Source organism: Fulvivirga kasyanovii (assembly GCF_009711405.1).
GTDB classification, from domain to species: domain Bacteria; phylum Bacteroidota; class Bacteroidia; order Cytophagales; family Cyclobacteriaceae; genus Fulvivirga; species Fulvivirga kasyanovii.
In genome coordinates, this window is record NZ_SMLW01000487.1 from 1 (window position 1) to 13,412 (window position 13,412).

Annotated in this window: 13 protein-coding genes; 7 read left to right on the top strand and 6 right to left on the bottom strand. The window is 46.5% G+C overall.

What is annotated here, in order from left to right:
* The 6 genes from E1163_RS09300 to E1163_RS09325 form a co-directional block, all read left to right on the top strand.
* Window positions 1-303: DUF6506 family protein (locus E1163_RS09300; RefSeq protein WP_221417968.1), on the top strand; the 303-nt coding region annotated here is incomplete at its 5' end.
* Window positions 304-367: 64 nt separating this feature from the next.
* Window positions 368-910: a GNAT family N-acetyltransferase gene (locus tag E1163_RS09305; protein ID WP_155171166.1), complete on the top strand. Its 543-nt coding sequence runs from the start codon at window positions 368-370 to the stop codon at window positions 908-910.
* Between the two features lie 73 nt (window positions 911-983).
* Window positions 984-1,532, top strand: a complete 549-nt coding sequence (locus E1163_RS09310; protein WP_155171167.1) for a metal-dependent hydrolase — start codon at window positions 984-986, stop codon at window positions 1,530-1,532.
* A gap of 41 nt (window positions 1,533-1,573) precedes the next feature.
* Complete coding sequence (locus E1163_RS09315) at window positions 1,574-1,978, top strand: STAS/SEC14 domain-containing protein (protein ID WP_155171168.1); 405 nt, start codon at window positions 1,574-1,576, stop codon at window positions 1,976-1,978.
* Between the two features lie 366 nt (window positions 1,979-2,344).
* Window positions 2,345-3,433 (top strand): sensor histidine kinase, encoded by a 1,089-nt coding sequence (locus tag E1163_RS09320; protein ID WP_155171169.1) that lies wholly within the window; start codon window positions 2,345-2,347, stop codon window positions 3,431-3,433.
* Between the two features lie 4 nt (window positions 3,434-3,437).
* Window positions 3,438-3,833, top strand: coding sequence for a hypothetical protein (locus E1163_RS09325; RefSeq protein WP_155171170.1), 396 nt, complete (start codon window positions 3,438-3,440; stop codon window positions 3,831-3,833).
* Between the two features lie 322 nt (window positions 3,834-4,155).
* Here E1163_RS09325 and E1163_RS09330 read toward each other — a convergent pair whose 3' ends face one another.
* The gene (locus tag E1163_RS09330; RefSeq protein ID WP_155171171.1) at window positions 4,156-4,356 is read right to left on the bottom strand and encodes a hypothetical protein; all 201 of its coding nucleotides are present in this window, start codon (window positions 4,354-4,356) and stop codon (window positions 4,156-4,158) included.
* Window positions 4,357-4,426: 70 nt separating this feature from the next.
* Between E1163_RS09330 and hemN the strand changes: the two genes are divergently transcribed.
* Window positions 4,427-5,791, top strand: coding sequence for an oxygen-independent coproporphyrinogen III oxidase (gene hemN / locus E1163_RS09335; protein ID WP_155171172.1), 1,365 nt, complete (start codon window positions 4,427-4,429; stop codon window positions 5,789-5,791).
* A 201-nt stretch (window positions 5,792-5,992) separates the two neighbouring features.
* Here hemN and trhA read toward each other — a convergent pair whose 3' ends face one another.
* The 5 genes from trhA to E1163_RS09360 form a co-directional block, all read right to left on the bottom strand.
* Window positions 5,993-6,628: a PAQR family membrane homeostasis protein TrhA gene (gene trhA / locus E1163_RS09340; protein ID WP_155171173.1), complete on the bottom strand. Its 636-nt coding sequence runs from the start codon at window positions 6,626-6,628 to the stop codon at window positions 5,993-5,995.
* A 466-nt stretch (window positions 6,629-7,094) separates the two neighbouring features.
* Window positions 7,095-7,472, bottom strand: a complete 378-nt coding sequence (locus E1163_RS09345) for a group III truncated hemoglobin (RefSeq protein WP_155171174.1) — start codon at window positions 7,470-7,472, stop codon at window positions 7,095-7,097.
* 68 nt (window positions 7,473-7,540) lie between these two features.
* Window positions 7,541-10,648, bottom strand: coding sequence for an efflux RND transporter permease subunit (locus E1163_RS09350; protein ID WP_155171175.1), 3,108 nt, complete (start codon window positions 10,646-10,648; stop codon window positions 7,541-7,543).
* The gene (locus E1163_RS09355; protein WP_155171176.1) at window positions 10,648-11,862 is read right to left on the bottom strand and encodes an efflux RND transporter periplasmic adaptor subunit; all 1,215 of its coding nucleotides are present in this window, start codon (window positions 11,860-11,862) and stop codon (window positions 10,648-10,650) included. Before E1163_RS09355 ends, E1163_RS09350 begins: the two co-directional genes overlap by 1 nt.
* Window positions 11,855-13,270, bottom strand: a complete 1,416-nt coding sequence (locus tag E1163_RS09360) for a TolC family protein (RefSeq protein WP_155171177.1) — start codon at window positions 13,268-13,270, stop codon at window positions 11,855-11,857. Before E1163_RS09360 ends, E1163_RS09355 begins: the two co-directional genes overlap by 8 nt.
* Between the last annotated feature and the right edge of the window lie 142 nt (window positions 13,271-13,412).

The following is a 13,412-nucleotide window of genomic DNA, read 5'->3' on the forward strand; positions in this document are numbered from 1 at the left end:
CAGTTACATGTTATGGGAGTATTGAATAAATATGCGTTTTTGGTAAAGCACAAAAGCTATTCGTCAGCCGGTCAGCGTACTTTTTTAGGCACTGATGAGTTTAGTACTACCATTGTCGGCGTGTCCGGTTTGGAAGAGGCCGTAGAGGTTACCAATGAGCTGATGCGACAAGGTATCCAACTGGTTGAGCTTTGTGGAGGATTTACAGAATCTGAAAAGAACCATATTAAGCAAATAGTAAAAGGCAGGATACCTGTAGGAGTAGTTAAGCTTGACGACGACGACCTGAAATTGTTGGAATAGAGATCAGTAAATAATTATTTAATAAAACCAACTTTAATTCACATGCGCCCCGAAAAAACTAACTATGATGTTATCTGTAAGAGAAATCAAAAAGAAGGATATCGGGCTGGTGCTGGATTACTGGCATAACCTGACTAAAGGCCAACTGGAAAGCATGGGCGCGGACATTAAAAAATTGCCTTCGCGACAGAAAATGTTTGAAATGCTGGCTTTGGATATGGCACTGCCCTTTGAACGCAAATCTTCCTATGCCTTAATATGGATAGCCAACCGGCATGAAGTGGGGCATTCTAATGTAAACAAGATCATTTATGGCAAAGAGGCTTATATGCACCTGCACCTCTGGCAACCGGAAAAGCGGCTGCAAGGAACGGGCACGGAGCTGGTGAGAATGTCGCTGCCTTATTTTTTTGAAAACCTAAAGCTCGAAACCCTCTTTTGTGAGCCGTATGCCCTGAACCCCGCCCCTAATAAAGTGCTTGAAAATGTAGGTTTCCAATTTGAAAAAGAATACACAACCACGCCGGGATATATTAACTTTGAACAGCCGGTAAGGAGATGGAAGCTGACCAAAGAGCGGTATAGAAAGCTAATCCTGCAGGCCTGATTATTTGTATGGTATTGAGTTGAAGAGGCCGCTCACTACTCAATACCAGCTACTTACTACTAAATCAAAAATTATGGCATCAGCCTTTGGACATGCACTTGTTGCAGCCAGCATGGGTACAGCATACCCTTCGAAGTTTAAAAACGCAAAGTTTTTCATATTGGGAGCGGCCTGCTCTATTTTACCCGATGCCGATGTGATCAGCTTTAAATTTGGCATTCCCTATGAGGCATTCTGGGGCCATCGGGGTTTTACCCATTCGTTTGTATTTGCGCTGATTACGGGCATAGTAATTACGGCACTGTTTTACCGGCGTGATTTGAATTGGAAAAAAGCACTGGCTTACGTATCTTATTTCTTCTTATGCACTGCTTCACACAGCATTCTGGATGCCCTGACCAGTGGAGGATTGGGAGTTGCATTTTTTTCGCCCTTTGATAATTCCAGGTATTTTTTCCCCTGGCGGCCGATAAAAGTTTCTCCTATTGGCGTTGCCAATTTCTTTAGTGAATGGGGTAAAAAAGTATTGCTTTCTGAGGCTGTGTGGATCGGGTTACCATGTATTATATTTGTGTTATTAACCCGTATAAAACTCAACGCATTTAACCAACCTAACCATTAAACATCATGAACTGAAACAACTATCAATAAACTACAACAATTATGAAATTACTATTGGAGCATGATAAGGCAGACCTCCGGTTCAATGAAGAAACAAACTCAATAGAGTTGATCTGGAAGAAATATCAGGACGATGCCACCTATCGTTTAATGTTTACCAAAGGTGTGGAGTTTTTAAAAGAGTATGGTGCTACAGGCTGGTTGTCTGATATCAGAAAAGAAGGTATCGTTGGGCCGGCCACATCTTCCTGGATGCAAAAAGAAATACTGCCTAAGGCCATCTCATATGGTTTGAAGAGGGTGGCCATAGTAATGGACGCAGATGTATTCAAGGAATTTTATGTAAAAAATATTGAGAGAAATGCGGCTCAGGGTATTATGAAGTACTTCGATGCTGTTGAGGATGCCCACGAGTGGCTGAAATCAACAAAGGTAAGTCAATCCTGATTTTACACTGAAGTTATAGATTTAAGAGGTTGGTTCGGAGTCTGCGGGACTTTGATCCAACCTCTTTTTTGTTACCTGTCATGGGAATGTGAAACTTACCATGGAAAATCAGTAAACCGCGCTTATTGTTATATTATACGAGTTTGCCAACTGCTTAGCCTATTGCTATTAACAACTGTCTGTCAGCAAAGAGGAGAGTCTCCCCGGAAATTCAGCCTGGATCCCTGTCATTAACTATTGCCAAACATCCTTTTCCTGTGCCATGTTATCAAACTGTCTGTTAGTTTTAAAGATCATTAATGGTATATTAGACTTTGGACGGAGGGGCATTGTGTTTGACTGTATCTAAACCATAATTACCAGTGCATGTTCAGTAATAAAATATACCAGGAAGTGTTTCGCTCAGGCCCTGATGCTATTATTGTTGTTAATAGTGAAGGTCAGGTAATAATGACCAACGACCGTGTGAAGGAAGTTTTCGGATATGAGAAAGGTGAGCTCAAGGGGCAAATGATAGAAGTGCTGGTGCCCGGCCGTTTTAAGCAATCGCATATCCACTATAGGAATAGCTATCACCAGGAGCCGGTAGTACGCCAGATGGGAAGCGGCAGGGAGCTTCTGGCGAGGAGAAAGGATGGCAGCGAGTTTTTTGTGGAGATCAGTTTAAGTCCTGTAGACGTTGATAATGAGAAGCTGGTACTGGCGGCTATACGTGATGTAACCGAAAAAATAATGATCAATCAAAAGTTGCAGCATTCTCTCGATACAATTGAGAAGAAAAATAAAGAGCTGGAGCAGTTTGCTTATGTGGCTTCGCATGACCTGCAAGAGCCTTTACATACCATCATGAGCCTGGTACGGCTGCTGTCCCTGGAGTATAAAGATCGGCTGGATGAGCATGCAAAGGAGTATATCCGGCTTATGTCTCAGACTTCCGAACGGATGAAAGCATTGATCAAAGACCTGCTGGATTACTCTAGGGTAGGGCAGGCGCTAAACCGGGAAGAGGTTGATTGTGATCAGTTAGTTGATTCCGTACTCAATGATATGTCGGCCCTGATCCGGAATAGTAGCGCCCACATTGAGGTAAGCAAGCTTCCCGTGCTGAATACATATGCCACGGAGCTGAGGCAGTTGTTTCAGAACCTGATATCAAACGCCATTAAATTTCAAAAACCGGGAGTCAGGCCGCAAATTGAGATCAAAGCGGTGCCCGAAGACAATATGTGGCAGTTTTCAGTTTCGGACAATGGTATAGGGATCGCAGAGGAAGACCAGGAGAAAGTATTCAGGATCTTTACAAGATTGCATTCGCGGAAAGAGTATGATGGTACAGGTATAGGGCTGGCGCAATGCCAGAAAATAGTGGACGCGCTTGGCGGCCGCATATGGGTAGAGTCAAAACCAGGAGAAGGCAGTACTTTTTATTTTACTATTCCCGAAAACAAAGCTTGAAGCTATGAAATGGATCTCTGACAAGAAAGCAACATACATATTAGTAGCTATTCTAAGCCTTGTTATCGTTTTTCACATGCTCATTCTGCTAGGCCTGGTGCCTTTTGAAATCGTGTGGGGAGGCAGGCTCAAAAATGCTTCAGAAATGGTCATTTTCGAGTTGATTTCCATAGCTATTAATATCGCTATGCTGACCGTGGTGTGCATCCACGGAGGTATTATCAAAACTAACGTCAAGCATGGTCTGCTCAAGGGCTTTTTATGGATCATGTTCTTTCTTTTCCTGCTTAATACTATTGGCAATATTGCCTCCAACAACATTTATGAAAAGATGATCTTCACACCACTTACATTACTGCTGGCTGTTTTAAGCCTGAGGCTGGCAGTAAGTAAAAAATAACTACGTGACATCCTGTTCAATGCTATTGAGTTAAGCACGGATTAGATTTATGCATGGTATCGATTAAGTGAATTTAAAACGCACATGTTTACCTCCATATGCCTGCATGTGTGCTACAAATGGGTTGTATATTCCATGGCATTCCTATGACACGTACTTGCTTTTCGTTTTTCTATAAATATTATGTCTTTACAGGACACTATACTGTCTTGTTATAAATTAATTACGAATCCCCTCTGCAGCGAGTATCCCGTAGAGATAAAATATTTGTAGGATAGCCATTTAAATCAAATTGTCCTGTAGGAATAAAACAAGCGGAGGCCTAACCAAATAGGATTGTTATCACGTTTATGGGGGCAAAGCCAACTTCATCTATGGGCAGCAACCTGATACAATACGAGCGCAAGTCCAGCCTTAAAAAGGCGCTATCTATCAGCAAAAGGTGTAGCCTTTTGTCAGAGCCGAACCCCTTCAAAAGTCCTGAAAGGATGGAGTCACTACTCCCGTGACTGAGCTTTATCATGTTTTGATATGAACCAGATCATAAAATAAGAGTGGAGCGTCTCTTAGTTTTGCTACAAACGTTAGGGCTTATGAATGTTGAGAAATTAATCAGGAAGTATAATGTGCCGGCTCCGAGGTATACCAGCTACCCTACAGTGCCGATGTGGGATCAGGAGGTTATAGGCGAACAGCACTGGCTGCATATTGTGAACAGGGCATTTAACGAAAGCAATCAGCAGAAAGGGATAAGTTTGTATATCCATCTCCCTTTTTGTGAAAGTCTTTGCACCTATTGCGGGTGCAATACGAGGATCACGAAGAACCATAAAGTAGAGGAAGGCTACATTGATGCAGTGCTTGCCGAGTGGCAAATGTACCTGAACCAATGGGATGAAAAGCCTGTGATCCGGGAGTTGCACCTTGGCGGGGGTACACCCACTTTTTTTAGCCCCGAGAACCTGAAACGCCTCATGGAAGGTATTTTGAAGTATGCTGAGGTACACCCGGCACACGAATTTGGCTTTGAAGGCCACCCTAACAACACCACGGAAGATCACCTGAAAGCACTTTACGATTATGGGTTCAGGAGGGTAAGCTTTGGCATTCAGGACCTTGACCCGAAAGTTCAGAAAGCAATCCATCGCATCCAGCCGTTTGAAAATGTGAAATTAGTAACAGAGGCGGCGAGGAAGATCGGGTACACTTCTGTAAATTTTGATCTGATTTACGGCCTGCCATTCCAGACAGTGGACAGTGTGGCTAATACCATAGACCGGGTAGGGGAGCTTATGCCGGAAAGGATAGCCTTCTATAGCTATGCGCATGTGCCCTGGATCAAGCCCGGGCAGAGAGGTTACTCTGAGGCTGACCTTCCGGATAACGAGAACAAGCGCAGGCTGTATGAGCTGGGAAAGGAAAAGCTTGCAAACCTTGGCTATAGCGATATTGGCATGGATCATTTTGCACTTCCCGCCGACGAACTGTTTAAGGCAGCAGAAAATGGCACCATGCACCGTAACTTTATGGGCTATACTATCTTTAACACCGATCTTTTGATCGGTCTGGGTACTTCTGCTATCAGTGATGCAAAGTATGGCTATATGCAGAATGAAAAGGTAGTGGAAAAGTACAAGGACAAGGTGCTGAACGGGGAGTTGGCCATGATTAAAAGCCATGCCATGACTGATGAAGATCTGCTGATTAAAAAGCACATCCTAAGCCTTCTTTGTACCGGTGAGGTTTATTTTGATTCTGAACTGCTGGAAGTTTTAGATAAGGATGCCCTGGATCAATTCCTTGTTATGCAAAAAGAAGGGCTGGTCACACTATCAGTCAGTAAGCTTCAGATCACCCCGATGGGGCGGGCCTTTATCAGGAATATAGCAATGGTGCTTGATGTAAGGCTTCGCAGGGCAAAGACAGGTTCAAGCCCTGTGTTTAGCAAGTCTATCTAATAGGATGTAGAGGGTTCAGGTGAGATTTCCGGAGAAATATTAATTTTTCGTCTCTGTGTTTGACAGCCGATTGTAAATGGCAATCGGCAAAAGCAGTTGGCAAACAGGGAAAGAATAAAAAGTAATAGGCACTTTTACTGATTTTCGGGGGTACGTTTCGCATTGTTCCTCTATTTGCTCCAAAGGTTTCAGGTGGCAATGCTATAAAAGGCTCAATACAGAAAAGTAGTGAAAAGTGCTTCCTCCCAGTACAAACAAGTGCCAGATCACATGGTTGTAGCGGATCTTTTCTTTCATGTAAAAGATGGTACCAACCGTATAGAACAGGCCTCCGATCAGTAAAAAGGCGAACCCCTGTAATGACATCATACTATAAAGGGTGTCGATGAAGATCATCCCGATCCAGCCCATGGATATATACAGCAGCGTTGACAATAGTTCTTTTTTGCCTGTGTAGAAGATCTTCATGATAGCGCCCAGTAAGGCACAAGCCCATACAGCAGCAAGTATGAACCATTGAGTGGAGCCGCTAAGCAGTATAAAACAAAAAGGAGTATAAGTACCTGCAATAAACAGGTATATCGACATATGGTCCAGCTTCCTGAACACTGATTTCAGTTTTTTGTCTTTGATGCTATGGTATATGGTAGATGCCAGATAGAGCACCACCATCATGCTGCCAAATATGGTGAAACTCAGAATGTGCGTTGTGGTACCTTCCCAATAAGCCAGTAATATCAGTATTACCAGTCCAGCCATAGCCAGGAGAGCGCCAACCCCATGGGTGATGGCATTGCCTATTTCCTGGTTTTCTTTATAAGTCGTTTCGTTTATCATCGATTATTTAACAACTACATAGGCTTTAGGTTTTGTGTCGCCGTAATTTAAACATCGAAAAAGGCTAAATATTGGCTACTTATTTCTGGTAATCAGTGATAAGTGTAAATAGTAAACTGTGGTAGTACATTCAGTTCGCGGTTCACCATTCTCACACTAATTGAACTTCCCTGATTAAGGTTGAGCGATTTTAATAAAAACTGCATTGTTGAAAATGCTAACCTATGTTATTTACCGTTTATCAATTTAAAACACCCCTATAATCCTCTCAAGGGGATAGTAGTGTCTTAGAAATATTCAAAATTCCAATTCTTTAACACTCCACCGGCTACCGACCAACCTCTTACCAACCACCGATCACTTCCGTCTCCGGTCTTCGGTCTCCCAGCCCTAGCCACCAAGCCAATCACCACTTCCCAGCGGATGTCTCTCGAATAGGACTCCGCGTCATAGGAACCACAAACTCCTACTCTTGATTGATAGAAGCCAGCTTATGCTGAAATATACCCGCAATGCTTCTTGCCCTGTGCTTGGCCTCTTCAGCTATATTTCCTGTAAAATGCTCATCTATCGTCTCCAGGAAAAGATTTAGCCAACGGTCAAAGTGCTTTTTGTCAACAGGAAGTGGTATATGTTTTAAGAAAGGATTCCCCCTATAGCTCATTTCACCAAGCAGTATGGTTGACCAGAAGTCATACATAATGGGGAGGTGCTTTTCCCAATTCACACCGGCAAAATCGTTGAAAACCGGGGCCAGCAACTCGTCTTCATTCACTTTAGCATAAAAGCTATCCACCATTTGCTTTATCTCTTCCCGGGATTGTATTTCTTTTTGCTCACTCATAATTCAAAAACCATTTGAAGGGACAAAGATAACCCATACCCTTGAACAGATTTATGATTACGATCATATCAGGTCTGTTTTTTCACTTTGCTCACTGTATCTTCCAGGATCATGTAGAGGCAGGGTACGATAAGCAGGATAATCGAAGTGGCGAATATGATGCCAAAACCAAGGGAAATAGCCATGGGTATCAGGTAGTACGCCTGCCGTGACGTTTCCATGATGATAGGGGTGAGCCCTCCGAAGGTAGTCAGTGTGGTGAGGATGATAGGTCGGAACCTTCTGATCCCCGCCTCATGAATGGCGTCAAAGGCAGATTGCTCCGAACGGCGCTTATTGGCATAGTCTATCATGATCAGTGAATCGTTTACCACCACCCCTGATAAGGCAATAACCCCCATCAGGCTGACCAGTGACAGATCATACCCCAGCAGGATATGACCTATTACAGCACCTACGGCACCAAAGGGTATGGCAATCATCACAATTAGTGGCTGGATATAGCTGCCAAAGGCCAAAGCCAACAGGGCATATATGATCATCATGGCCAGGGCAAAACCACCCCAGAGTGCCTGTGTAGACTCTCTCATCTCCGCCTGGCTACCCTGAAAGCTCCAGGTGATCCCGGGAAAGTCTGCCCTGAGCTGAGGCAGCACTTCCTGCTTAATGGATTCCAGCACCCGGGTTACGGCATTGGAAGGCTCCACATCCATTCCGACAGTCACCACCCGGCGGCCATCGCGGCGATTGATTGAAGTAAAGGCCTCCCGCTGGCTTACTTCCACCACATCCAGCAAAGGTACCTCAGTACCGTCTGGAGCGCGCACAAGAAAGCTCTCCAGGTTATGAATATCCTTTCTTTGCTCCAAAGGAAGCTTTACTCGTACTTCTATTTCATTGGTGCCGCGGAGTTGACGCATGGCCAGTGCTCCGAAGAATGCATCCCTTACCTGGCGTCCCACCTCTGACGGGGTAAGTCCCAGGTTGCGTCCTTCCGGGAGTAGTTTGAAGTCCAACTGGGTTTTGCCCTTGTTGTAGTTATCATTTACATCACGGGTGGTTTCAAAAGATTCGACACGTTCAAAAAAGGACTTACTGGCTTTTTCCAGCACCTCAATATCCGCATGGCTCAGGTCCACGCTGATGTCCTGCTGATACCCTCCCGGGCCTCTTTCTGCTTCAAATGTGATCTGGTCAACACCTTCTATGTCCCCGATTTCATCACGCCAGAGACTAATAACATCCCGTGCAGTCATTTCACGCTCGTCCGGGGGCTTCATCACAATCTCCACATCTATAAAATTTTGACCTCTGACATTGGTTTTAATGCCCTCGGCAGCCTCATGCAGGTTATGCTTTTCAAACATCCGGTAAGTTGATTCCGTGATCTCGTTGGCTACTTTGGCGGCCTGATCAGGAGTGGTGCTTACTGGCAGTGTAACACCCGCTTCAATTTCATCGGCAGAGACCTCCGGCATCATAATGATGCCCATATGGTCGCTGTAGCCATAGCCACCCACGATGAGTAGGAGAGTGAGGGCAGCGCTAAAAGTGATATACCTGTGGCGCAGGGACAGCTCCAGGAATGGGCGATAATACCGGTCTACAAAGTTGTCAAACCGTTTGGCAAAGGCCTGCTGCCATTTTTCGATGTACCGGGCTATTTTAAACGATTTTTTTGAGCCGCGTCCGAGATGGGCAGGAAGGATGTACAAGGCCTCAATCAGGGAAACCGCCAGAATGGTAATGACAACCGCAGGTAACGGCCACCAGAATTTGCCTGTGGTACCCGGAATAAAAAGCAGAGGTACAAAGGCAATTATTGTAGTGAGTATGCTGAAAAATACCGGTTTTGAAATGTCTTTGGTGGCGGTAATGGCGGCATCAAGATAATCCATACCCTGCTGGCGCAACTCGTAGATATTTTCACCTACCACCACCGCATCATCAACCACTATGCCCAGCACCACCAGGAACCCAAACATGGAGATCATGTTGATGCTCACTCCAACGACCGGTAAAAAAATAAGCCCGCCGATAAATGAGACCGTCATGCCCATCATCACCCAAAAGGCCAGGCGATATTCGAGAAACAAAGTGAGTATGACCAAAACGATGATCACCGCCAGTATGCCGTTTTCAGTCAGGAGCGAAAGCCGTTCTTCATAATCCTCAGCACGATTGCTGTCTATCCGGTATTTGACTCCCGGAGGCAGGGAAGCTTCAAAATCTTTGAGTATGGCCTGTACGGATTTTGCAATGTCCAGGGGAGACTGGTCGCCGATTCTGTAGATCTGTATTTCAACAGATGGTTGGCGATTGAACTGGGCATGAAAGCCTTCTTCCTCAAAACCATCAGTTATGGTGGCCAGGTCCGCCAGTTTTACAGTGGCTCCGGAAGGAGAGGTGATAATGTCAATGGTCCCGAATTCTTCCGACCACTGCTTGCGTTCTTTCATGCGAAGCAAAATCTCTCCGCTATTGGTTTCCACGGCGCCGGCGGGGATGTCCTCACTGGCCTGCTCTATAATGTCGGCCACCTCGCCGAGGGTAAGGTTATACTCCCTCAGTTTATGCCGGGGGATTTCCACGTGGGTTACATACCTGGGCACATTGCCAATTTCCACCTGGGTGATGCCCTCATTACTGAGCAACCTGTCGCGTAACCTTTCTGCCAGCTTTCGCAATGTCCATATATCGACGTTGCCATAGAGACCCAGCTCCATGACATCGCGCTGCCGGGCCTGGAGCTGAACCTCCGGTTGCTCTATATCCTCGGGAAAGGTCCTGATGCGGTTGACGGCCTGGTCAATATCCTGAAAGGCCTTCATGCGCTCAGTGCCTGCTACCAGCTCTATCAGTACCGTTCCTGAGCCTTCTTCGGCCGTTGAGGTAATCTCCTTGATGCCCTGTACACCTCTCACGGCCTCTTCAATGGGCAATAAAATGCCTTTTTCTACTTCTGCCGGGGCCGCTCCCGGATATACCACCCTGATCTCTACCATGTCGAGCTGGAATTGAGGGAACACTTCTTTCTGAATATTGAACATGGTCCAGATACCGCCGCCCAGCAGGATGATCATCAGCAGGTTGGCTGCAATGGGGTTGCGTGCCATATAACCAATAGCACCGGAGTGGTCTTTTTCAGGGGCATTATTTGAGTTTGATGTACCCATCAATGTGCGGAATGGTTTACTGAATCAGACAATGCGGCCTGCCCTGTACTATCACTTTTGTTGATGCGCAGCGGTGACCCGTTGGCTACCGTGGTCAGATTGGTGGTTACTATGCGGTCATTTTTAGTAAGGCCATCCGTGATATAGGCGTATCTGGCATCGTTGAGCAATATGTTCACTTCCCTGATCTGTAATTTGCCCTTTTCCATGACCCACACGGTTTCATTATTGCGGACATAATCCCGGTTAAGCCGGATCACATCTTCTATTTTATTGCCCGTTATCCGGGTTTCCATAAATGAACCGATCATAAGTCTGGGCTGGTTTGAAGAGTCTGCCTGATGGACGAGCGGATCACGGACGGCCACCAGCACCCGGGCAAGTCTGGTCTGATCGTCAAGCGCTCCTACCATTTTATAGAGGTTGCCGGTGCGGTACTCCCCCTCAGGCCAGGCGGAACGGTCGCGGACTTTTACCGTGGAGCCTTTCGAAAGGTTTGATTCGGGGAATGAGAGCCAGCGAAGCTGAGAAACAGGTACAGTCACTACTACCCAGTAGGTATTCATCCCCACGAGCCGGCCCAGGTTGTTGCCAGGAGCAACCTGAGAGCCTACATTTACATTTCTTTCCAGGATGTGGGCATCAAAAGGAGCCCGAATGGAAGCCCGCCGGAGATCCAGCCTCGCCTGGTCCACGGCGGCGCGTGCGGCTTTTACACGGGCTTTTATAGCGTTCAACTGCGGTTCCCGAAGCACCAGCGCCTCGTTTTCATCAGGCAGGCTGTCGCCTACAAGTTCATAGTCCATTCTGGCAATGTCCTGCCGTCCCATTTCTATGTGCAGGTCTGCGAGTGCCTGGCTGAGTTCGCTTTGCCTGAGCTGCAGGGCATTGCGATAGTCAGCAGGGTCTATTTGCAGCAGAAGCTCACCTTTGCGTACGAACCCGCCGGGAACAAAATTTTCGGAAAGCATCGTCACCTGACCACTCACCCGTGGGCTTAACATAATGTCTTTTGCCGGTTGTACGGTGCCCGTGGTTACGATTGTCGGGTGGAAATCTCCATATTCCGCTTCAGTGACATCCACCAGCATGGCCGTTTCCTTTGTAGCCCCTGATCTCACAGCTTCGGGTTCTGTAAAGAAAATAATAGCAGTAACAATCGCTCCTGCAAGCAATATTCCCAAACATATGATCAGTGTCTTCTTTTTACTCATTTTCGTTTTCAGCGTTAGTGGCCTCCCCGGATTCTCTTTCCGTTTCAAAACCTCCGGCCAATGCCCTGTACAAAGCGATCCTGAATTCCAGCAGGGTATATTTTGCAGCGATCAGATCCCTGCGCAATTGTTGCTCCTGGTCCATGGCCGTGAGCACATCCAGGTAATTGCTGAGGCCATTGAAGTATTCTGTTTGCAATTGCTCATAAGTTTTTTCAGCCAGGTCATGCTGCTCCTTTAGAACCTCAATCCGCTCTTTTTGTTTTACCTCCCGGATTAGCGCATCTTCTACTTCCCGAAAGGCTACGAGTACTGTCTGTCCGTACTCATAAAGCCTTTGGTTTTTAACGGCCTCGGAGCGGTCCACCTCTGCGCTAAGCCTGCCACCATAAAAAAGCGGTGCTACCAGGTTGCCTGCCAGCGATCTTGCCCAGTTTTGGAAAAGGTCATCGGCATTATTGGCCCTCATGGATGCTGTGGCAGTGAGCGACAACCTGGGATATTGACTGCTTATGGCCGAGGCGAGGTCGTTATCCGCAGCTTTCAGGAGGTTGTAAGCCCTTTGCACATCAGGCCGCCTGCGTACCAGCTCCATGGGAACTCCGGTTTGGGGTAGTGGTGGTGGCTCGGGCAGGTCATAATTTAAAATGTCGAAGTCACTCTGGGGCTGCCTGCCCAGCAGCACCGCAAGCTGATGTTTCAGGACTTCAAATTGCGACTCGGCAACAACTTTTTGCTCCCGGGTTGCCTCCAGCAGTTGCTGCTGGCGGAGAATATCCACACCACGAATAAGCCCGCTTCCGAAGCGTGCACGGATGAGTTTTACGATCTTTTCATTGGTTTCTACCTGCTCATTGACCAGTTGTAACTGGTTTTGAGCAGCTATGAGCTGGTACCAGGTAAGTACGATCTCTGCAGAGAGTGTGATGGCGGCACTTTGATAATCGGCATAAGAAGCCCTGGCCCTGTAGCGTTCAGCCTCTACCCGCGACCTGATGCGGCCCCAAAGGTCAACCTCGTAGGCAGCGTTTAGTCCGAAACGAATGTTTTCGCCTCCCACAAAATCAGGCTGGGGGCGGTTGATGGCGCTTTGCACGGTTGCCTCTATGTCAGGAAGCAGGAAGGATGACTCTCGGTCAGCTACTGCCCTTGCCGCCTGCAACTGCTGCCATACACTTTCCAGTTCGAAATTGGATGTAAGAGCGCTGTCCACCAGACTGTTTAACTTTGCATTTTCAAAAGAAGTCCACCATTTCTCCTGTATTTTCTGTTGTCCGAAATGAGAAAAGCTCTGAAGCGAATCTATAGGTAAATGGGTTTGTGATGTTTTAGGCGAGCACCCGGCAGACAGGATAAGAAGCAGGGAGGCTAACAGGAGCTTGACCGGTATCAGTATGTGGAGCCGCATAATACTGAGCGCAGGGTTTACACAGGTCCACCGGTTGGCGGAAATGTTGTGATTGGAACAGGTATATTGACCATTCGAATGATTGATATGGTTGTTATCAGAGCTTAGTATGCCGGTTAATTTTTATTATGCAAGTAGTTCA

What these genes read in the sequence shown, in the direction of transcription:
- E1163_RS09305 (WP_155171166.1), top strand. Translation starts at nt 368, where the DNA reads ATGATGTTATCTGTAAGAGAAATCAAAAAGAAGGATATCGGGCTGGTG.
- E1163_RS09310 (WP_155171167.1), top strand. Translation starts at nt 984, where the DNA reads ATGGCATCAGCCTTTGGACATGCACTTGTTGCAGCCAGCATGGGTACA.
- E1163_RS09315 (WP_155171168.1), top strand. Translation starts at nt 1,574, where the DNA reads ATGAAATTACTATTGGAGCATGATAAGGCAGACCTCCGGTTCAATGAA.
- E1163_RS09320 (WP_155171169.1), top strand. Translation starts at nt 2,345, where the DNA reads ATGTTCAGTAATAAAATATACCAGGAAGTGTTTCGCTCAGGCCCTGAT.
- E1163_RS09325 (WP_155171170.1), top strand. Translation starts at nt 3,438, where the DNA reads ATGAAATGGATCTCTGACAAGAAAGCAACATACATATTAGTAGCTATT.
- E1163_RS09330 (WP_155171171.1), bottom strand. Translation starts at nt 4,356, where the DNA reads ATGATAAAGCTCAGTCACGGGAGTAGTGACTCCATCCTTTCAGGACTT.
- hemN (WP_155171172.1), top strand. Translation starts at nt 4,427, where the DNA reads ATGAATGTTGAGAAATTAATCAGGAAGTATAATGTGCCGGCTCCGAGG.
- trhA (WP_155171173.1), bottom strand. Translation starts at nt 6,628, where the DNA reads ATGATAAACGAAACGACTTATAAAGAAAACCAGGAAATAGGCAATGCC.
- E1163_RS09345 (WP_155171174.1), bottom strand. Translation starts at nt 7,472, where the DNA reads ATGAGTGAGCAAAAAGAAATACAATCCCGGGAAGAGATAAAGCAAATG.
- E1163_RS09350 (WP_155171175.1), bottom strand. Translation starts at nt 10,648, where the DNA reads ATGGGTACATCAAACTCAAATAATGCCCCTGAAAAAGACCACTCCGGT.
- E1163_RS09355 (WP_155171176.1), bottom strand. Translation starts at nt 11,862, where the DNA reads ATGAGTAAAAAGAAGACACTGATCATATGTTTGGGAATATTGCTTGCA.
- E1163_RS09360 (WP_155171177.1), bottom strand. Translation starts at nt 13,270, where the DNA reads ATGCGGCTCCACATACTGATACCGGTCAAGCTCCTGTTAGCCTCCCTG.